13 protein-coding genes and 2 pseudogenes are annotated in these 21,342 nt (G+C 69.4%); 8 read left to right on the plus strand and 7 right to left on the minus strand.

Features of this window, described 5'->3' with window-relative positions:
• Window positions 1–79 precede the first annotated feature (79 nt).
• On the plus strand, window positions 80–3,358 hold the full coding sequence (locus OG285_RS35530; protein ID WP_371793685.1) for a S8 family serine peptidase: 3,279 nt from the start codon (window positions 80–82) through the stop codon (window positions 3,356–3,358).
• 331 nt (window positions 3,359–3,689) lie between these two features.
• Here OG285_RS35530 and OG285_RS35535 read toward each other — a convergent pair whose 3' ends face one another.
• The 6 genes and pseudogenes from OG285_RS35535 to OG285_RS35560 form a co-directional block, all read right to left on the minus strand.
• Window positions 3,690–4,352 carry a hypothetical protein gene (locus OG285_RS35535; RefSeq protein WP_371793401.1) on the minus strand — a complete coding sequence of 221 codons (663 nt, stop codon included), beginning with the start codon at window positions 4,350–4,352 and terminating at the stop codon, window positions 3,690–3,692.
• Window positions 4,349–5,863: an ATP-binding protein gene (locus OG285_RS35540; RefSeq protein WP_371793402.1), complete on the minus strand. Its 1,515-nt coding sequence runs from the start codon at window positions 5,861–5,863 to the stop codon at window positions 4,349–4,351. The genes OG285_RS35535 and OG285_RS35540 overlap by 4 nt, the downstream gene beginning before the upstream one ends.
• Before the next feature lie 2 nt (window positions 5,864–5,865).
• The gene (locus OG285_RS35545; protein ID WP_371793686.1) at window positions 5,866–6,549 is read right to left on the minus strand and encodes a response regulator; all 684 of its coding nucleotides are present in this window, start codon (window positions 6,547–6,549) and stop codon (window positions 5,866–5,868) included.
• A gap of 141 nt (window positions 6,550–6,690) precedes the next feature.
• Window positions 6,691–6,952 (minus strand): annotated as a pseudogene (locus OG285_RS35550) (transposase); the annotation flags it as partial.
• A 431-nt stretch (window positions 6,953–7,383) separates the two neighbouring features.
• Window positions 7,384–7,683 carry a TetR family transcriptional regulator C-terminal domain-containing protein gene (locus OG285_RS35555; protein WP_371793403.1) on the minus strand — a complete coding sequence of 100 codons (300 nt, stop codon included), beginning with the start codon at window positions 7,681–7,683 and terminating at the stop codon, window positions 7,384–7,386.
• A 409-nt stretch (window positions 7,684–8,092) separates the two neighbouring features.
• Window positions 8,093–9,727 carry an alpha/beta hydrolase gene (locus OG285_RS35560; RefSeq protein ID WP_371793687.1) on the minus strand — a complete coding sequence of 545 codons (1,635 nt, stop codon included), beginning with the start codon at window positions 9,725–9,727 and terminating at the stop codon, window positions 8,093–8,095.
• 661 nt (window positions 9,728–10,388) lie between these two features.
• Between OG285_RS35560 and OG285_RS35565 the strand changes: the two genes are divergently transcribed.
• The 7 genes and pseudogenes from OG285_RS35565 to OG285_RS35595 all read left to right on the plus strand — a co-directional run bounded on the left by OG285_RS35565 (window position 10,389) and on the right by OG285_RS35595 (window position 20,884).
• A complete protein-coding gene (locus tag OG285_RS35565) occupies window positions 10,389–11,591 on the plus strand; it encodes an IS110 family transposase (RefSeq protein ID WP_371793404.1) in 1,203 nt (400 codons plus the stop codon).
• Between the two features lie 692 nt (window positions 11,592–12,283).
• Window positions 12,284–12,679, plus strand: a complete 396-nt coding sequence (locus OG285_RS35570) for a GNAT family N-acetyltransferase (protein WP_356835746.1) — start codon at window positions 12,284–12,286, stop codon at window positions 12,677–12,679.
• A gap of 406 nt (window positions 12,680–13,085) precedes the next feature.
• Window positions 13,086–15,821 (plus strand): LuxR C-terminal-related transcriptional regulator, encoded by a 2,736-nt coding sequence (locus OG285_RS35575; RefSeq protein WP_371793405.1) that lies wholly within the window; start codon window positions 13,086–13,088, stop codon window positions 15,819–15,821.
• Between the two features lie 256 nt (window positions 15,822–16,077).
• Complete coding sequence (locus OG285_RS35580) at window positions 16,078–16,338, plus strand: hypothetical protein (protein ID WP_371793406.1); 261 nt, start codon at window positions 16,078–16,080, stop codon at window positions 16,336–16,338.
• A complete protein-coding gene (locus OG285_RS35585) occupies window positions 16,335–17,774 on the plus strand; it encodes an MFS transporter (protein ID WP_371793407.1) in 1,440 nt (479 codons plus the stop codon). The genes OG285_RS35580 and OG285_RS35585 overlap by 4 nt, the downstream gene beginning before the upstream one ends.
• Before the next feature lie 154 nt (window positions 17,775–17,928).
• Entirely contained in the window at window positions 17,929–19,242 is a 1,314-nt protein-coding gene (locus OG285_RS35590) for a carotenoid oxygenase family protein (RefSeq protein WP_371793408.1), read from the plus strand.
• A gap of 309 nt (window positions 19,243–19,551) precedes the next feature.
• A pseudogene (locus OG285_RS35595) lies at window positions 19,552–20,884 on the plus strand (aldehyde dehydrogenase family protein).
• 162 nt (window positions 20,885–21,046) lie between these two features.
• Here OG285_RS35595 and OG285_RS35600 read toward each other — a convergent pair.
• Window positions 21,047–21,235 (minus strand): hypothetical protein, encoded by a 189-nt coding sequence (locus OG285_RS35600; RefSeq protein WP_371793409.1) that lies wholly within the window; start codon window positions 21,233–21,235, stop codon window positions 21,047–21,049.
• Window positions 21,236–21,342: the final 107 nt, after the last annotated feature.

A 21,342-nucleotide genomic window follows, 5' to 3' on the forward strand; every position in this document is an offset into this window, starting at 1 on the left:
CTGAGCAGGGGCAATCTTGCGTAGACAATCAAAGAAGGCGTGTGCCGTCGTCGCTGCGGCCGTCGCCCTCACGGCGGGCATGACCGGCCCGGCATCGGCGAAGATCAGCGGCCTGGATAAGGAATCCCCGGTTACAGCAAAGGACTTAGGGGCTGACGGCCGGACTCAGCACACCGTCACCCTGATTACCGGGGACCGGGTCTTCGTGGACTCCCGTGGCCGGGCAGGCGGTATCCAGCGGGCGAAGGGCCGGGAGGACATACCCTTCTTCACCCAGACCTACAAGGGCCGTACCTATGTGGTGCCGCGTGACGCCCGGCGGCTGATCGCCGACGGCACGCTGGACCAGCGGCTGTTCGACATCACCGCACTCGCCAAGCCGGAGAGCCGCAAGGCCAACCGGGCGGGACTCAAGGTGATCGTCGGCTATCGGGGATCGGCGGCCAAGTCCGCCCGCGCCGAGGTGCGTTCCTCCGACGGCACCTCCGTCCGCCGGACCCTGTCGGCCCTCGACGCCGATGCCGTCACCACCGCTGCCACCACCGACAGTACGGGCGCGCTGTGGGACGCCCTGACCCGTCGGCGGAGCGACGGTTCGGCGGCCACGGCTTCCGGCATCTCGCGGATCTGGCTGGACGGCGTGCGGAAGGCGTCGCTCGACCGCAGCACCGGTCAGATCGGCGCCCCGGCTGCCTGGGCCCGCTCGTACGACGGCAAGGGTGTGAAGATCGCTGTCGTGGACACCGGAATCGACGCCACCCACCCGGATTTGGCGGGCAAGGTGGTGGCTGAGCGGAACTTCAGCGGCTCCGCGGACGCCCGGGACCATGTCGGTCACGGCACGCATGTGGCCTCCACCGCGGCCGGAACCGGGGCGAAGGACTCGCGGTTCAAGGGCGTGGCACCCGGGGCCCAGTTGATCAATGCCAAGGTGCTGGACGATCGGGGCATCGGTGACGACTCCAGCATCATCGCGGGGGTCGACTGGGCCGTCGCCCAAGGCGCCGACATCATCAGCATGAGCCTGGGCAGCCCCGACACCGTGGGGATCGACCCGATGGAAGCCCAGGTCAACAAGATCTCCGCGGAGAAGGGCATCCTGTTCGCGATAGCCGCGGGCAACAGCGGGCCGGGACGGGGCACGGTCGCATCGCCGGGCAGCGCCGACGCGGCCCTGACGGTCGGAGCCGTCGACGACAACGACCTGATCGCCGACTTCTCCAGCGTCGGGCCCCGCACCGGGGACGGCGCCGTCAAGCCGGACATCACCGCGCCTGGTGTGGGGATCACGGCGGCCGCGGCGGCGGGCACCGTGGGACAGAACCCTCCCGGATACATCAGCATGGACGGCACGTCGATGGCGACCCCGCACGTCGCGGGCGCCGCGGCGATCCTCAAACAGAAGAACCCCACCTGGACGGGCGCACAGATCAAGGCCGTCCTGACGGGATCGGCCAAGGGCAGCTCCCAGTCCGTCTTCCAACAGGGCGCGGGCCGGCTCGCCGTCGACAAGGCGATCGACCAGACGCTCGTCTCCGAACCGGGCTCCGTCAACCTGGGCAGCCAGCCGTGGCCCCACACCGACGACACCCCCGTCACCAAGCAGGTGACGTACCGGAACAACGGCACCGCCGACGTGACCCTGGACCTGTCGCTGGCGGAACCCACCGGCGGGGACGGAAAGCCCGCGGCGGCCGGGTTCTTCGCCCTCGAATCGCAGCGGATCACGGTCCCGGCGGGCGGTACCGCCTCCGTGGGTCTGACGGCCGACACCCGGCTCGGCGGTGCGGTCGACGGCTCTTACTCGGCCACGGTCGTCGCGTCCGGGGGCGGCCAGACCGTGCGCACCGCGGCAGCCGCGGAGCGTGAGAGCGAGTCGTACGACGTCACCTTCAAGACCATCGGACGGGACGGTGAGCCCAGCACCGGCTGGCAGGCCGACCTGAAGGGCTACCGCGAGTCCGCCACAGGCCAGCGGTTCTTCCCGGACCTGTCGTCGGGTTCCACCACGGTCCGGCTGCCGCGCGGTACCTACAGCCTCGCCGCCAACATGCTGGTCGACCCCGCGGCCCCGCACAAGGGCGCCGATCTGATCAACAATCCGCAGCTCTCGGTGACCGGTCCCACCACGGTCACCCTCGACGCCCGGACCACGCGGCCGGTGACCTTCAAGGTGCCGGACGCGGCCGCACGCCCCACGCGTGCCGGAGTGATGAACACCCTGAGCACACCCGAGACCTACATCATCGAGGGGGCCGAGTTCAGCAGCTTCGACAACCTCCGCACCTCGTACCAGGGTCCCAAGATGGACAGCGGTTCCCTCGCCCAGCAGTGGTCCGCCAACTGGGAGCGGGGCACCACCGAATACGACGTCCTCACCGGCGGCCCGGTCCAGGAGCTGGCCACCGGATACAGCAAGAGCTACACGGCCAAGGACATGGCCCTGGTGAAGACGAGGATCGGGTCGTCCGTACCCGGCCTCGACGGTGCCCTCGCGGCGCACGGCCTGCTGGACTGGGGAGGCGGCGTCGACGCCCCCTTCTCCGTGCAGTCGGCACCGGGAACGCGGAATGTGTATCTGTCCACGGCGGGCGGCGCTGCCTGGAACATCGTCGCGGGCGTACTCGGCGAGAAGGACGCGACGGGCTCCCGCAGCTTCGACTCGGTGTACGAGCTCGGCGGTCCGCAGCGGTTCACTGCGGGGAAGACCTACACCGAGGACCTCAACATCGGTGTCATGGGGCCGCGGATGAACGCGGACGAGGGGATCGTCCGCGACGGCGACGACATCCGCGGCGCGTTCCCCCTGGTCAGTGATGGGGCGGGCCATTCCGGCTTCGCCGAGTACTCAGACGCGAGCACCACCATCCACCGCAATGGCGAGCTATACGTGCAGAAGGACGCCGCCATCGACCAGGAGCCCTTCACACTGCCGTCGGATTCCGCCGCGTACACGGTGTCGACCACGATCCACCGGAACCCGAAGTTCAACCGCACCGGGACCCGGATCGACGCCTCGTGGACCTTCAAATCGGCCCGTACCGAGACCCCGACCGCGCTCCCGGTCTCCACGGTCCGTTTCGTGCCGCAGCTCGCGTCGGACTCCACCGTTCCGGCGGGCGGCAAGCAGACCGTGCCCGTCAAGGTGCAGGGCGCGGCGGCCGGCGCCAACCTGAAGACCCTGCGGGTCCTGGTGTCCTACGACGGCACGACGTGGCTGCCCACCCCGGTCGAGGCGGACAAGATCACGGTCCGCGCCCCGGCGAAGGACAAGGCGATCTCGCTCAAGGCCGTCGTCACCGACAAGGCCGGCAACCAGTCGACCGTCACGATCCACAACGCCTTCTTCGGCAAGTGAGGCATCACGGGGCCGGAACCCACGGGCGGCGTGCGATCGGGGTGAAACTCCGACGGGCGGGGCACGGCCCCGGGTGAGTGAGTTGAGGAGAGCGGGCCGCCGGAACGGAAGTTCCGGCGGGCCGCTTCCTTTCCGTGCGGGGTCCGCCGGGAAGCCTCGAATCCGCCGTGATCCGCCCGGACCGCCGGCCATCCGCGGCGGGTCACCCCAGATCCTCCGGACGGCCGGGTGCCACCCGGGCCGGCACGGTCGGCATCAACCCCGCCGCGTCACTCGGGGATTGGCCAGTGCGACCGGTCCCCCCGGCCGTCCGTACGCCCTCGGTCACGGCTCAGCGTGCCGACACCCTGACTGGGCGAACGGGGCAGTCGGCCGGGGCGAGGCGCCCGTCCTGCCCGACCAGGCTCACGGACACGGCCCCCTGCGCATGCGCCGCGTACGCGGTCGTGCAGACGATCTGGTCGCGGGCGGGGCCGGTCAGCCGTTTGACCCGCAGGCGCAGTTCGACCTCGACGGCGGAGCGACCCGTCACGATCCGTTCCGCGACGGATGCCGCGCCGGGCAACGAGGGAGCATTGCGCAGCCCGGCCCGCTGTTCAGCCTTGTTCGGTCCGGCGAGCAGGGCGGTGACGGCCACGAGCGGCGTGAGGGACTCGCTCGTCCCCTCACCGGCCGGGATCGAACCGCCGGAGCCGTTCTGTCCGTGCGAGTCGTCCGGCCCGGCCGACGAGTCGTCCGGCCCGGCAGAGCCCGCGTTGCCGCTTCGCCACGGCACTTCGACGGTCCGTGGCACGGGCAGCAGTTCGTTGTCGGGGGAGAAGAAGAACAGCAGCACGCGTCCCTCGCGCGGGGGAAGCAGATCGGCGACAGCCGGCCTTCCGGCCTCGATCACGGCCGTCTCCCGGACACCGCAGCCCGTGAGCGGGCCCCCGGCGAGCACCAGCAGCGCGGCGATCCGGGCCGCTCGACGCCCACGCGGCGCCGGCTTCCTCACGCGGTGGCCCCCGTCCGGCCGCCGCTGTCCCTCGTCCCCGCATCATGCGCGGGCGACGGACCGTCCGGTGGGCCGCCGGACGCGGGCCCGTCGAAAGGCAGTTCCACAGTGAACAGCGCGCCGCCGCCGGGCGCGTTCTCCGCGCGGATCGTGCCGCCGTGCAGCCGTACGTTCTCCTCCGTGATCGCCAGGCCGAGGCCGCTGCCCGACGAGCGGGAACGTGCGGCGTCCGCCTTGTAGAAACGGTCGAAGATATGCGGCAGCACGTCCGGCGCGATCCCGGGGCCGCTGTCGTGCACTTCGGTGATCAGCGCACCCTTGTGTGCCGACAGCCGCACAGTGACCGGTTCGGCACCGTGGCGCAGGGCGTTGCCGACCAGATTGGCCACGATGACGTCGAAGCGGCGCGGGTCGAGGCGGATCCGGAAACCGCCGGGTAGCTCCCCACGGACCCGGCCGAGCCACTGCCTGCCGGACAGGGTGCTGCGCACGGCCTCCGCCGCGTCCACCTCGTCGGCGTTGAGCTCCGCCGCGCGGGCGTCGAAGCGGGAGATCTCCATCAGATCCTCCACCAGTACGGTCAGATTGCCGGTTTCGGCGCTGATCAGGCGCACCGCCCGCGCGGTGTCCGGGGCGAGCGCCGCGGCGTCCTCGTCCAACACGTCCGTGACGGCGAGCATACCGGCGAGTGGGGTGCGCAACTCGTGCGAGACGTCGGAGGCGAAGCGCCGGGCCCGTGTCCCGGCGTCCCGCAACTCCTGCACGGAGCGTTCGAGGCGGGCCGCCGACTCGTTGAACGTCCTGGCCAGATCGGCCATTTCGTCCCGGCCATGGACGGGGATACGCGTGTCGAGCTGTCCGCCACCCATGGAGTGCGCGGCACGCCGCAGTTCACGGACGGGGCGCAGCACGCTGCGCGCCGACAGCAGTGCGGGCACCAGGGCCACGGCCAGCCCTGGCAGCGCGCCGTCGCGGGCAGCGGTCACCAGGGCGTCGATGTCCACCTCCTCGTTCGTCATGGGCATCACGGCGAAGAGGACGAGACCGCTCGGCACCGCGCCGCCGCCGGCGACGACCCGGGTCATCACCGGCATCCCGATCGTCAGATACGCGCTCCCGTCTTTGACGACCCGCTCGAAGCTGCCGTGCGGTGAAGTGAGCGCGGTGCGGCGAAGCTCCGTGGTCAGCACGCCGGAGACGGACTTGTCACTTGAGGAGACGCGCAACGAGCCGTACTCGGCGAAGACGATCCACGGATGCGGTTTGGCGCGCGCCGCGATGTCGAAGAGGTTCCACCGCAGCGACTCCACGTCCAGGGGCAGGCTGGGGACGAACCGCTCGGCCTCCTCGCGGAAGGAGACGACGGCGGTGTCCTGCGCACGCACGAGGACCGCGCTGCGCGCCTCCCGATAAGTCAACGCGGCGGTCGTGACGGCGCTGACAGCGGCCACGAGCAGAAACGCGACCACCAGCCGGGTGCGCAGCCCGAACGCGGCGGCCGCACCGGGCATCCTCACAGCGGACCGAAGCGGTAGCCGAAGCCGCGCAGGGTCTGAATGTACCGAGGATCTTGGGACGGGTTCTCGATCTTGGCGCGCAGCCGGCGCACACAGGCGTCCACCAGCCGGACGTCACTGTGGTAGCTGTGCTCCCAGACCTCCTCCAGGAGCCGCTGCCTGCTGAAGACCTGTCCCGGCACGGCGGACAGGTGCAGCAACAACTTCAGTTCGGAGGGCGCCAGGGCGACTTGAACGCCCGACTTGACGACGCTGTGACCGGCGCGGTCGATGTCGAGTTCATCGTGGTACTCAACGGCGGGCCTCGTGCCGACCGGGCCTTCGACGCGGCGCAGCACGGCACCTATGCGAGCCTCGATGATCTCGCTACGGGCGGGCTTGACGATGTAGTCGTCCGCACCCGTCTCCAGGCCGACGACGATGTCGGCGTCGTCGCCCCGCGCGGTCAGCATGATGATCGGCAGCTGGCTGGTCGCGCGCACCCGGCGGCACACCTCGACGCCGCTCATGGCGGGCAGCATCAGGTCGAGCAGCAGGAGGTCGGGGCGAAACGCACGAAGTGCCTTCAGACCGGCCTCACCGGTCGCGGCGGCGAGGACCTCGTGCCCACGCCGGCGCAGCCCGATCTCGACGCCCTCGCGCACGGAGGGGTCGTCTTCGACGAGGAGTACGCGTGGCATGGCGGTGTCTCCGGGATCGTGGCGAATGGGAAGGTGTTGCCATGACAGCAGTCTGGGGAACACCGAGCGATATCGGAAGTCATTGATCTGTCCGCAACTGGCTTGATCGGACCGGTTGTCATGGGCGGGTGTGAACTCGGGGCGGTGTGTGGAGGGCCGCACGATCCTCGTCTCGAAGGAGCCGGCGCGGTCGCGCGGCACGGTTGTCTCCACCGGTCCGACGTCCCTCAACACCGTCTTGGAGCGTGTGCCGTTACGCGAGCTGCCGCCGGGTCGTGTTTGTCATAGCCGAGATGGTCGGTGATCTCGCCCTCCAGAGCGGACTCCAGCAGCCGCTTGGTCAACTGCTGCATCAGCCCGCTCTCACCAGTCAGCTGCAGCCCTCGGCCTGCGCGCGACTCATCAGCTCGTCGATCAACTGGTCATCCACAGCCTCCGCCGACAGCCTTCATGTCTCGGCGGTCTCGGCGGTCTCGGACTCGGACACGTTCTCGTTGGTCATCGATGCATCTTCCATGATCGGGAGTTACACCGAACGTCTTACAGTCCCCGCGGGGATGATCCTCGCTCTGGACGACACCACCGGACCAGACCCTGGCCGAAGCGGTTGGCAGAGAGTTCGCGACGAGGGCGGGGTCCGTCCCGAATTGTTCGAAGAGGCTTGTGCCGAACCCGTCTACGCCAGTTGGGTAGTGCGTCTCAGTGGGGGAGGGGAGTCGATTCGAGGTGACTGAGGGAGTCGTCTTCTGACCGAGCTTGTGATGTCGGTTCGTCGTGAAGTCACTCGGGTCTTGCGTTGGGACGGTGGAGTGTCCTTCTGCCGACTCCTCCGCGTCAGACAGTGCTCGGCAGGGCGCGCGCGAGCAGGGTCTTTGCTGCCGTCCGTGCGTGTCGGCCGTAGTCCGCTTCGCCGAGCACCATGGCACGACTGGCCGCCCCGTCCGCGAGGGTGACCAGTCGTTCGGCGAGTGCGGCGGGTTCGCAGCAGCCCAGTTCCGTCACCAGTGTGGTGACCAGTCGTATCATCCGCAGCTTCTGTTCGCGGGCGTAGGAGCGGACCGCGCTCTTGGGATCGGGGAACTCCGCCGCGGCGTCGATGAACGGGCATCCTCGTACCGGTGTCCCGTCCGGCACGGGGTCGAACAGCCCGAGGATCCGTTCCAGGGGGGATGTCCTCGCGAGTCAGCACGTCTTCCAGAGTGGCCCCCGACGAGGTGAGGTCCTGGAGGTGGGCGATCACCAGGTCGCTCTTGGTCCGGAAATGTGCGTAGAGCGTGCGCTTGAACACGGGTGCCGCCTCCACGACCTGTGACTCCACCGCCCGGTGGCCGGGTCGAGCGCCGTCAACGGGCCCCGCCGCCAGTCGCGTAAGGCCACCGCGGATGGAGTACGGGCGATACGGGAGGCATGTCTCCTCCTGTGCGCCGACGACGCGCGATGGGGCGGGGGCTCCTGAAGGTGGGGCTGGGCCTCTTGGTGGGGAGGCCCAGCCCCACCTTCAGTCTTCAGTCCGACCGACCGGCAACGGGCGATGCGACCGGGCTCAGAATCGGTCCGGGGCGCGCCCCGGGAGCGGTGACCCAGGAAGCACGTCCGGCCTCTGGTTCTTCCGTGCCTCCGCGTTCGGGCCGGCCGTGGCGTCGCAGGTCACGTCCTTCGCAGGGAGCTTGCCTGTGCGCAGATAGTCGGCGACCGCGCCGTCCGTGCACGCGTTGCCGTTCGGGTAGACGCCGTGGCCCTCGCCGCCGAGGACGGTGACCATTTTCGAGCCCTTCAGGTCGGCGTGCAGGGCCTGGCCGCTGGGCAGCGGGGTCTGCGGGTCCCACTCGTTCTGGACGATCAGGGAACCGACGCCGTTGTTCACCCTGGTCGCCGGTTCCACGGACTTGTCCCAGAAGGCACAGGGCTTGACGCTGGACGCGAAGTCCCCGAAGAGCGGGTAACGGCCCTTGTCCTTGACGGCGTCGCGCCGGTAGCTCTCAGGGTCGCGGGACCAGACAGCCGAGTTGTCGCCGCACACGATGGCCAGGAGGCTCGCCGTCCCGTTGTCGGACGGTGCCTCGGCGTCGCCGGCGGCGCCTGCCGTACCGGCCCCTCCGGCTCCGGCGAAGGCCGCGAGCTTCTTCGTGGAGGCGGGCTTGCCGGCCGCGGCCTTCTTCAGCTCCACGACTCCCTCGGTGGCGTACTCCGGGGTGAATACCGCCGAGCGGATACCGCTCCGGAGGTCATCACCGGTGTTCGGCCGCCCGTCCATCTCGATGGGCTTCTCGTCGGCCTGCGCGACCAAGTTCCAGAAGGTCCGGTCGACCTTCTTCGGAGTGTCACCGAGGCCGTACTTCTCCGAACGGTCGGCGGCCCACTCGGTCCACCGGTCGAATGCCGGCTCGGCGCCCTTCGCCCACCACTGGATCATCCCCCGCCAGGCGTGCGCAGGATCGACCGCGCTGTCCAGCACGAACCGGTCGGCCCGGCCCGGGAAGAGCTGGGTGTAGACGGCGCCCAGGTAGGTACCGTACGAAGTGCCCATGTACGAGATCCTCTTCTCGCCGAGGACCGCCCGGAGCAGATCCATGTCGCGCGCGGTGTTGCGCGTGGTGATGTACGGGAGCGTGTCGCCCGCTTTCTCCTTGCACTTGTTCGCTACGTCGCGCGCCCAGGCGACGTCCTTGTCGAACGTCTTCTCCTTGTACGGCCGCAGCCAGTCCTCCTCCTCCGGCTTCAGACCACAGGAGACCGGGCTGCTCTCTCCCACACCGCGCGGGTCGAAACCGATGAGGTCGTACTTCTGCCGGGTGGACTCGGGCAGCCGGTCCTGCATCCCCATCGGCATGTAGCGCCCCTGCATTCCCGGGCCGCCCGGGTTGGAGAACAGGACACCGTGTCGCTTGCCGGGCGCGGTGGCCTTGATCCGGGATATGGCCAGGCCGATCCGCTTGCCCCCGGGAGCCCGGTAGTCCAGCGGGACCTCGATCGTGGCGCACTCGAACTCCGCCGGAGAGTCGGCTTGGCACCGCTTCCACTGCGGCTTCTGCTGCACGTAACGGTCCAGCGCACCTTCGGCGGCAAACGAAGAGCCGGTTGAGGCGGCGGACGACGGGTTACCGGCCGGAGCGGCGGTGGCGGTGGCGGTCGAGCTGGCGAGCGCTGGGGCCGGTATCGCCGTGACACTGACAGCCATCAGGGTCGCGAGAATCCTTCTACGCACGTAATTGTTCCTCCCGGTCACATGATTGGTCAGGAATGATCATTCAGGTGACGCGCGCCGGTTACGTCAGCCGAGCGGCTACAACTCCCCTCCGTCTTGGGAGTGATACACCCCGGAACTGGCCCCCTGGTCGTAGTACTGGATGCGGAGCACACCCGGTACGCCGCCCCTCCCCGGACGTGGCAGGTGGCCACAGTCATGGGTTCCGCGTACCCGGTGGCACACGACGCGTCGACGGCCCCTCGGCTCCACACCGGGAGACCATGGTGGCCCGGTTGTGATCAAGAAGTGTCTGGCCCCTGTTACGCGCCGCTTGCGAAGATCGACTTCGTCCAGGGGCACAGCGACACCCGCATCACCCGGGATATCCACCCGAGCGTTCTGTCCTCCCCGCCCTCCCCATTACCGTTTTTGGTGCCTCGCAACGAGGCGCCCGGCCTCCGGAGTTGGCATGACTGTCTCCCCCTGTCGATCGCATGTCTTGGGGGGTGGTGTCACCGGCTCCGGAGGCATCGACAGACCGCTGATTAGGGGCATGACCACCGGCTTCTTCGCAGGTCGGGAGGCTCTTCGTAATGTGGATGTGGCGATCGGTGCCGTGGGACGGCCGGGTGGGGACGACCGGAGGACGAACGTGATCGACACCAGCGAGATCGGTGCCTTCCTCGGCCTGGACGTCGGCAAAGGCGAACACCACGCCACCGCCGTCACGCCTGCGGGGAAGAAGGCCTTCGACAAACGGCTTCCCAACAGCGAGCCCAGGCTCCGCGAGGTCTTCGGCAAGCTGCAGGCCAGACACGGAACTGTGCTGGTTGTAGTCGATCAGCCGGCCTCGATCGGGGCTCTGCCATTGGCGGTGGCCCGGGACATGGGCTGCCCGGTCGCCTATCTGCCCGGGCTGACGATGCGACGGATCGCCGATCTCTATCCCGGCGAGGCCAAGACCGACGCCCGCGACGCCTTCGTCATCGCGGACGCAGCCCGCGTCATGCCGCACACCCTTCGCTCGGTCGATCTCGAGGACGAGACCATCGCCGAGCTGGAAATGATCGTGGGGTTCGACGACGACCTGGCCGGCGAGGCCACCCGGATCAGCAACCGGCTTCGCGGCCTGATGACACAGGTCCACCCGCATCTTGAACGAGTCCTCGGTCCGCGGATCCAGCACCCGGCCGTTCTGATGCTGCTGGAACGGTTCGGGTCACCGGCCCAGATCCGCAAGGCCGGACGCCGACGGCTGATCACGTTGATACGTCCGAAGGCGCCCAGGATGGCCGAGCGGCTGGTCGAAGAGATCTTCACCGCGCTGGACGAACAGACCGTCGTGGTCCCGGGCACGGACGCGGCCGCGCTGATCGTCCCGAGCCTGGCCGGCTCCCTCAGCACCGTCCTTGACCAGCGCAAACTCTTGGCCGCGCGGATCGAGGAAGCGTTGGAGAACCACCCTCTTTCCAAGGTCCTGACGTCCATGCCGGGGATCGGCGTCAGGACCGGAGCCCGGATCCTCATCGACGTCGGCGATGGCAGTTCGTTCCCCTCCGCCGCCCACCTCGCCGCCTACGCCGGCCTCGCTCCAGCAACCCGAAGTTCGGGCTCCTCGATCCGCGGCGAGCAACCATCCCGGCGAGGAAACAAGCAGCTCAAGCGGGCCTTCTTCCTCTCCGCGTTCGCCGCCCTGGCCGACCCGGCCTCCCGCACCTACTACGACAAGAAGATCAGCCAGGGCAAGCACCACACCCAGGCCCTCCTCTGCCTCGCGAGACGACGAGCCGACGTGCTCTTCGCGATGCTCCGGGACGGCACCTTCCACGACCCCCAACCCGCCCCATCAGCTTGACCAAACCCATAGGGGCACCCCCCCACGTCGGGAGGACTGCGGCCGCGAGGCCACCACCAAGCCGGCCCCGAGCCAGCGGCTGCCGAGCGCGGAGAAAGACACGACGGGAAACTCCTGGTCCAAAGGAATCGGGGAGCCCTGCCGACGGCCGCATCGGGGCCGGAAAACACGAAACCCGGGGGCAGATGGCCGAGCTGCACCCGGGAAAGGAAACTTCGCACGCAGCCTCGCCCGTTGCAGGCGCTCGGGATACTCGTCGCAGCCATCCACACCGAGTGCGGCTCCGCTGATGACGAGGGTGTGTCCTGGGACGGCAAGGACGGCGGCTACCAATGGACCATCCTGGACACGTGGGAGGTGGTGGAATCCTTCAAAGGCTCATGCGTCCTCGTGGGGGAGGGGCTCCTCGACGCAGTGTGCGGCGCCATCATCGATAAGCCCTGGGTGCCTGTCGGCTTGCGAGCAAGTGCAGTACCGCACCCGCTATGTCTTCTGGTTGAGGGAACTGGCGGAGGACTACCTAAGAGCAGGTGAGGTGCCCGCCGGTCGAACCCTTGAAGCCACGTCAACCGGGTCAAGATGCTCAAGCGCCAGATGTTCCGCCGTGCCGGCTTCCAACTCCTCCGCAAACGGGTTCCCCTCGCCCGGTAATCCATTCGGGGCAGTGCCGTACCGGGCACTATGATCCGGGCGTGACGATCAAGTACGAGTGGCGGGGCAACTTCGATAACGCATTCCTCGACGCGTTGCACGCCGACGGCTTCGGTTCCCCGGTCACTCAGACCGACTGGCGAGCACGACTTGAGCGCCACAGCCTCGGCTGGGTCTGCGCGTGGGAAGACGGCTCCCTGATCGGATTCGTCAACGTTGTCTGGGACGGCGGAGCACACGCCTTCGTTCTGGATACGGTGGTCGCCCGGCATCTTCGGTCGAGAGGGGTTGGCACCGAGCTTCTCGCAGTTGCGGCCAAGGAGGCCCGTGCCGCGAAGTGCGAGTGGCTCCACGTCGACTTCGAGGAACATCTGCGTTCGTTCTATTTCGATGCCTGTGGCTTCCGGGAGACACCAGCGGGGCTGATCGCCCTCTGACACCACGGCCCGACCCTCTCGGCCCTGGTGCACACCGCCCATTCTCAGCCGTCACCCACCGTGCCGGCACCACACAACCCGCTTTCTCATGGCGACCGACGCCTCCGGCCCGGCCCGGCCCGAAGCCGACTCCACCGCGGTCGCCGGCGCCCGGCTCCACGGCGTCGTTGAAGGCCGGCTGCGATCGGGAGTGGCAAGTCCCCCGACCCGCTGGCGGGTTGCACGGCCGACGGCGCCAACGGCACTGGGCCGTACACCTGGGCCGTTCTCGGCTCCTGCCTGGCCCACGCTGCCCGGCACCGCTCCTCGCCGCTGTCGGAGCGCCCGGGTACGTCCACGTCATCGGGGCGACGGCACCTGACGCCGTGCGCACCGGAGATCACCGGACAGCCCTTACGCTGTCGCCATGAACGAACCGGGCCTGAGCAGTCGTCGGGGTCTTGGCACCTATCTCGCTCAAGGCCTGGGCCGTGCCCTCGCCCCCGGCTCTCAGGGGCCGTCGGCGTTCGTCGTCACGGGTGGGACGGGTGCGGGTAAGAGCTGGACGCTGCGTGAGGTGTGCTCCGAGCTGCGAGAAGCGCTGCCGGATGCCTCGGCCTCGCTCCGGCAGGCCGGGGCAGCTCACCTGGCGGACAAGGCGCCGTACGGGCTGGCGAAGAGTCTTCTCGGTGTGGACCTCGCGTCCCCGGTGCCCGCCGACGCCGAGGACAGGTTGCTGGCACGTCTCGACGCCCTGTGTGCGACGGCTCCGCTGGTCCTCGTCATCGACGACGCGCACGAGGCGGACGCCGCTTCCCTCGCTGTGCTGAACCGGATGGTGGCGGCATCCCGTGATCTCCCGCTCGCCCTGCTCGTAGGGCGGCGGCCCAGCCCCGAGCGGGAATACCTCAAGCGTCTGCTGTCCAGTCCGATCGTCCGCGAGACCGTGCTGCCTCCGCTGGACGAGAGGGATGTCGACGCCCTGGTCCACGAGCACACGGGACGGTGGCCGACCGGCCGCCTGCGCTCGGCGCTGCTGCCGCACCGGGGCAACCCGCTGCGCCTGACCACCTTGCTCGACGACCTGGATCGCGCCGGCGTCCTCGACACCGGCGACGTGCTGGAACTGCGTCCCGGCCCCCAGGCGGACGACATGACCCGGCGCTCCCTGGACGAAGCCGTCACGTCCGCCGTACAGGCGCTGGAGGGCCCGGCCAGAGAGGTCGCACGGATCCTCGCCGTCCTCGGGCGGCCCGCGGCGACGGAGGAGATCGCAGCGGTCGCGCAGCTGGAGCCGATCAGACTCGTGGAGGCCGTGCAGGTCCTGGTCGACCGCGGGGTGGCGTCGTTCGACGCCGACGAGCTGCTGGGCTTCACCCACGCCGGGTACCGCGTCGCCGTCGAGCGCGGGACCCCCGCCCCGCTGCTGCGGGTCCTCCACTCCGCCGCTGCACAGCAGGCGGACCCCGCCGACCGCATCAGACACGTGATCGCGTCCGGAGCCACTCCGAAGGCAGTTCTCTCCGCGGTCCAGGACGCCGAGAACGATCTCGCCCACGCCCCGGCCGTGGAGGCGGACCTGCTCGCTCTCCCCACGGCGGCGACGGGGGCGTCCATGGCCGGTGTGGCGCTCGCCGTCCGGCGGGCGCGAGCGCTGTCCCGCTCGGGTCAGATGACCCAGGCGGAGACCGTGGCGCGCACCGCGCTCCTTCATGCCACCGAGCCGCGGCAGACCGATGAGCTCCGGCTGGTGCTGATCTTCGCGCTGAGCGCCCGGGGCGAGGCCCACGAGGCTCTGTCCCTGATGAACGAGGCCCTCGACGAGGCCTCGCCCTCACGTGCGCGTGATGTCCTCCAGCAGCAGCACCGCCAGCTGACCCAGCTCGGCGGCCTGGAGCCGCTGGCTTTGCGGCCACCGACCGCGAACCCGCTGGCCCTGACGCTGACCGGGCTGGTCACGGAGGCCGTACGGCTGTGCCTCACCGGATCCCCTCATCTGGCCGTGGAGCTGGCCTGGGAGGCTTCACGCCGGCACATGTCCCGAGGCGTCAGACCGTATGAAGGGTCTTCCAGCGACATCTGGCCTCCGTTCGTCGAGCTCGCCGCAAGTGGCCCGCGAGCGGCGTACGACGCCGTGCGGGAGGTCCAGCGGCTGGCGGACGAGCGTGCGGCGCAGTGGCAGAGCGTCCCCCACCAGCTCCTGCGTGCTTCGATCGATATGAGCGCAGGCCGGTTGGACGACGCGGCCGCCGCTTTCGACGCCGGTCTTGAACTCGCGGACTCGATGGAATTCGGCTGGACCTCGCACGCCGTGGGATCACGAGCCATGATCGATGTCCTGCGGGGCGATCCGGACGCTGCCGAGACGCGGCTCGCACACTGGAACAGCGAGCCGAGGCCGCTCATCTTCGGCCTTCCGCAGCCCGGACGAGCAGAGGTGTCGCTGCTGGAGGCGCGCCGGCGGTACGCGGAGGCCGCACGTCTGGCCCGTACCGTGTGGCGGACCGCGTCCGAGCAGCACCTGTACACCTGGCTCACCACCGTGGCCCCGGAGTTCGGCCGAGCCGCGCTGCTGGGAGGTGACGAGGCGTTCTGCGCGACGATCGCCCAGGACCTGCGGCAGCTGCCGCGTCCGCTGCCGCCCCCGCTCGCGGCCTCGGTACGGCTGGCGGAGGCCCTCGCGTGTCCGGACCCCGGCGCCGCGACGGCGAAGGCATGCGCGGCCGCGGCGGAGGCGGAGTCCATCGGCGAGACGCTCACGGCACTGACCGCGTGGGAAGAGGCGGCGGTGGCCGCCGCGAAGTCGGGATCCAAAGACGAGGCGCGGCAGTATGCCCGGCAAGCCCTGGAAATCGCCCTGAACGCCGGCGCGGCCGGAGTCGCCCAACGTGTCAGGGCAAGACTGCGCGCACTCGACGTACGGCTGAAGGACACCCGCAACCGCTATCGCCCGCTCACGGGATGGGACGCCCTGACCCCTACGGAAACCCAGGTCGCCGAGATGGTCACCGCCGGTCTGTCCGGTCCGGACATCGCCCGGGCGATGTCCGTCTCGACCCGCACGGTGCAGACCCACGTTTCCCACAGCCTGGCCAAGCTCGGCGTGGCCAGCCGTATCGAGCTGGCAGCCGCAGTCCGCGCACGGTCGCAGCGTCCGCTCTGAGGGAACCGACATGAGCTTCCGCGGCCATGACCAGCGCGCTGCGTACGCCGGGCCCACGATGCCGCCCCGTCTTCGCGGTGGGGCTCACGGACACCGGGGATCGTGCGGTCTGCCGCACCGGCACGTCCACGGGGCGGCGCACGGGGCAGGGCATGCGCCGATGGCCCCGAGATCTCTGTCATTCGACGGACGCTAAGTCCTGCCGCTCCGACCAGCATGGCGAGTGCACCAATCGTTCCGCTATCGGAGAGAAACCGTGAGAGTCTCCCTTTTCCTGCTCGGCCTGGCCTCCTGGGTCCTGTTCGCGGCGAGTACAGCCGTACTGGGCGCGGATGCGGCGGGCCGTGCCGCGCCGGCCGCCTTGCTCGGGTCCGTCCTCCTGGTCCTGAGCCGCGTATCCACCGCTGGCCCGAAGACCGCCGGTGCCGCCGCTGCGGTGAGCTCCGGCGGCACCGAGGACTCAGCCGTGATCGACAGCAGGGCCGGCCTGGCCCGGCGGACAGGGGTGCGAGCATGAGCATGACCGCACAGCAGGAAGCCGTCACGGGCCGGCCGAGCCGCGCGGCCTGGACGACGCTGATCGCCATGACCGGCGGACTGGCCATGATCATGCTGGACCAGACGGTGGTCACCGTGGCCCTGCCGACGATGACGAAGTCCCTGTCGTTGTCGGCGAGCGGGCAGCAGTGGATCGTCAATGCCTACGTCCTGGCCATGGCGGCGACCGTTGCCATGGGAGGCAAACTCGGCACCAAGCTCGGCCCGGTCACCACGTTCCGTGTCGGCATCTGGATCTTCTTCGCCGCCTCCGCACTGTGCGGACTCGCACCGGCCGCCTCGGCCGGACCGGCTTGGCTCATCACGGCCCGCATCGCCCAGGGCCTCGGGGCGGCGCTGATGATGCCGGTCAGTTCGAGCATCGTGATGAATGCCTTCCCCGCCTCCATGCGTGGCCGCGCCATGGGCATCTACGCGGGCATCAGCCAGCTCTTTCTGGCTCTCGGGCCCCTTGTGGGCGGAACACTCACCGAGTGGGTCAGCTGGCGTGCGGTGTTCTGGCTGAACGTACCCGTCGGCCTGGCCGCGCTCCTCCTGATCAGGCGGGCCCGTCCGGCCAACCCCAAGCAGCCGGGCCTGACCGTGTCCGTCCCTCAGGCACTGCTGCTCGTGCTCGCTGTCGGCACCACCGTCTACGGGCTCCAGGAAGCGTCCGAGTGGACATGGGGCTCAGCCCGCACCCTCTCCGTGCTGGCCGTCGGCCTGTCGCTGACCGCCGTCTTCATCGCCACGCAACTGCGCTCCGCCGACCCCCTGGTGAAGATCAAGCTGTTGGGGCACCGCAGCTTCAACGGGAATGTCATCGTGTTGCTGGCCACGCAGTTCAGTATGATCGGGCTGGTGCTGTACGCGTCGCTGTACACGCAGAACCTGCTGGGATACGGACCGGTCCGCTCGGGCTGCGCCTCGCTGGCGCTCATCCTGCCGCTCATGCTGGGCGCCCAGATAGCCGGACGCTGGTACGACCGCTCGGGACCGCGGCCTCCGCTGCTGACCGGGCTGTCCCTGACCACCGCCGGTAGCGTCCTGTGGGCCTTGTCGCTCACCCGGATCGAGTACCTGGCCAACGTTCCCGGCATGATCCTGGTCGGTCTCGGGCTGGGGCTCGTCATCTCCCCGGTCAACACCGACGCCCTCAGCCGGGTGCCGGCCGCCGACCGTCCGCAGGCCTCCGGCATCGTCCAGACCGTCCGGCAACTCGGCGGAACCCTGGGGGTGGCCGTCATCGGCACGGTCGTCCTCACCCATATGCACCCCGTCGCGCCCGCCGACCGTCTCCACGACATGGCCGTGGCCACGCAGTACGGGTACTTCGTCGCCGCCGCGGTCCTCGCCGCGGGTCTGGTGGCGGCAGCATGCCTCCTGGCCAGGGGAAAGCCCGACATGACGGACTGAGCCCCTTGGCCCTTCCGTGGCCGGGTCCGCCGGAGCCGGCAGCGAGTTCGTCCACGGTGCTCGCTGCCGCAACCCCTCCGCCGCAGCCCGGCTTTCCGCGCAGGAGCCGCAGTGGCCCCTGCATACGTTCCGAACCTGTCATCGAGGTGACACCATGAATGACACTCCGCAGCATCTGGCCGGCAACTACGCGCCGGTCACCGAGGAACTCACCGCCTACGACCTGCCCGTGACCGGAACCCTCCCGCCCGAGCTGTCCGGCTGGTACCTGCGCAACGGCCCCAACCCGGCCGACGTGGCCTCCGGGCACTGGTTCTTCGGCGACGGCATGATCCACGGCGTCCGCCTCGAAGGCGGGCGCGCCGTCTCCTACCGCAACCGCTGGGTCCGCACCACCAAGTTCACCGACGGCGCGCAGATGACGGACGACAAGGGCAACCGGGATCTGACCGCGGGCAATGCCAACACCCACGTCGTACGGCATGCCGGGCGCACCCTCGCCCTGGTCGAGACGGCCCTGCCGTACGAGCTGACCTGCGACCTGGACACCAAGGGACCCTACGACTTCGGCGGGCGGCTGAACACGGCCATGACGGCCCATCCGAAGACCTGCCCGGTCACCGGGGAGCTGCACTTCTTCGGCCACGCCATCCGGGGCCGGACCCTGCTCACCTATCACCGTGCCGACGCCAACGGCGAGCTCGTCATCAGCCGGCCCATCGAGGTGCCCGGACCGACGATGATGCACGACTTCGCGCTCACCGCCGAGCACGTCGTATTCATGGACCTGCCCGTCGTCTTCGACCTCCAGGCCGCCAAAATGGGAACGATGCCCTACACCTGGAGCGATGACTACGGCGCCCGGTTCGGTGTCCTGCGTCGGAACGACCCCCACGGGGAGGTCCGGTGGTTCGACATCGACCCCTGCTACATCTTCCACACCCTCAACGCCTACGACGCGCCCGACGGCACCATCGTGCTGCATGCAATGCGCTACCCGGAACTGTGGCGGAAGCCCGCCGACGACAAGCCGTCCGCGGACACCTCGGCCGTCCTGTGGAAATGGACCATCGATCCCAGGACCGGCACGGTCCGTGAAGAGCAGGTCGACGACCGCTCGGGCGAGTTCCCGCGCACGGACGACCGGCTGCTCGGTCTCAACTCCACTTATGGCCACATGACGAGCGGGAACGCCCTGGTCCGCTACGACCTCACCACCGGCGCCTCCTCCGCACACGATTTCGGTTCCGGCCGCACACCTGGTGAGGCCGCGTTCGTCGCCGCCGACGACAAGGCCGGCGGCCTCGGCTGGCTCGCCACCTACGTCTACGACGCCGGCACCGACCGAAGTGACCTGGTCCTCCTCGACTCGGACAACCTCGGTGCCGCCCCCGTGGCCACCATCCATCTGCCCTCCCGTGTCCCGTTCGGGTTCCACGGCAACTGGCTCGCCGACAGCGGCGCCTGACCCTCCCGGCCCTCGGCCGCCTCGTCGGGGGAGCGGATGCCCCGGCCCCACCGGACGGCGGCCGGGGAAGCACCACCGTGCTCCGGGTGAGCCAAGGCGGACTGACCGCAGGAGCACGCTCGTCGGGGCAGGCCCCGGTATGAGTGCGGGCCCCGAACTTCTCCTTCGGGGCCCACCCCGCGGTGCACCGGCAGGCCTGCCGCATGCCCGGTGCACCCAACCACCCCACATCGGCAGATGACCGCGTCCCCGTCGTCGTGTTCGTCTGCCGGTGGAACCACGGCGTCCGAAGGAGGCCCTCCCGTGAACATCCCTGCCCTCACCACATTCAGCAGTGCCGAAGCGAACACACTCGTCGGCCGACTGCGTCACACGTTCCGCACCGGACGCACCAGGCCGGTCGCCTGGCGCAAGGAGCAGCTCTCCCGGCTACGGGCGCTCCTCGTCGAGAACCGGGAGGCCATCGCGGACGCACTGCACGAGGATCTGCACAAGAGCCGCGACGAGGTCGAAGGCCTGGAGATCGGGGGTACGCTCCGCGAAGTCGACACGTACCTGGAACACCTCGACGCATGGCTGACGCCCCAGCCGGCCGCCGTTCCCGGCTCCTTCCCGAACGGCACAGCGGCACGGACCCAGCTCGACCCCCTGGGCGTCGTCCTGGTCATCTCGGCCTGGAACTATCCGGTCAACCTCCTCCTGGTGCCGGTCGCGGGCGCGCTGGCGGCCGGCAACGCCGTCGTCGTCAAACCGGCCGAATACGCGGCCGCCACCTCCGCGCTGCTGACCCGGCTGCTGGTGCACTACCTCGACAACGACGCGGTAGCCGTCGTCCAAGGTGGCGCCGAGGAGACGACGCTTCTGCTGGCCCAGCCGTTCGACCACATCTTCTACACCGGCAACGGCACCGTCGGCCGCGTCGTGATGAGCGCCGCAGCCGCCCATCTGACCCCCGGTCACCCTCGAACTCGGCGGCAAATCACCCGTATTCGTCGACCGCGACGCAGACCTGCGGGTCGTCGCCGAGCGCCTGGCGCGGACCAAGTTCATCAACGCCGGACAGACCTGCGTCGCCCCCGACTACGTACTGGCAGACCGTCACACCGCCAAGTCCCTGGAGACCGAGCTGATCCAGGCGGTGCACGCACTCTTCGGAAGCGACCCGCAACTGGCCGACGCCTACGGGCGCATCATCAACGAGCGCCACTTCGACCGGCTCACCGCGCTCCTTCACGCGGGCCGGATCGTGACCGGCGGGCAGAGCGAACGCGGGGACAGATACATCGCTCCCACCGTCCTGGCCGACATCCGGCCCGACGACCCGGTCATGCGCGAGGAGATATTCGGCCCCATCCTGCCGATCCTGACCGTCGCGGACCTGGACGAGGCGATCACCTTCATCAACGACCGTGACAAGCCACTCGCCCTGTACGCGTTCACGGGCAACGACACCACACGGCAACGGCTCGGCGCTGAGACCTCCTCCGGCGGGCTCAACTTCGGCTTGCCGATGTATCACCTCTCCGTCACCGATCTCCCCTTCGGAGGTGTCGGAGCAAGCGGCCAGGGGAACTACCACGGCCGCTACTCGATCGAGACCTTCAGCCACCGGAAGGCCGTCCTCGACGTCCCCTTGGCATAGGAGTCCTGAGACATAACCCCTCCGCCGCCGTACGGCGACGGCTCGCACATGGTGTCGCTGGGCAAGGTCTTCAAGACCATGAAGGAGACCGGCGCGGACGTGTCGGTCGAGCATGAGGAGACGGCCCGGGGCGGGCTTGCGGTGACCATCGGGTGCTGAACCTCATCGCGTGCTGGGGGCTGCCGGGGGTTCCGGTCTCGATGCCTGTCGGATCTGCCTGCTCGCCGTCGACGCGACCGCGACGACCGCCAGGCAGGCCGCCAGGGCGGCGAAGGTCGGGACCGCGCCGAGGCTCTGCAGGGAGATGCCGCCGAGGAGGGTGCCCAGGGGGACGGTGCACCAGCCGATCATCCGGGAGACTCCGTACACGCGTCCCTGGAGGCGGTCGGGGATCAGGGCGTAGCGGTAGGCGGCGTTGGCACGTCACGTGGGCGAACCTCTCGTGACGAACCCCCGGT

Origin of the sequence: Streptomyces sp. NBC_01471 (genome assembly GCF_041438865.1) — a bacterium.
GTDB lineage: Bacteria > Actinomycetota > Actinomycetes > Streptomycetales > Streptomycetaceae > Streptomyces.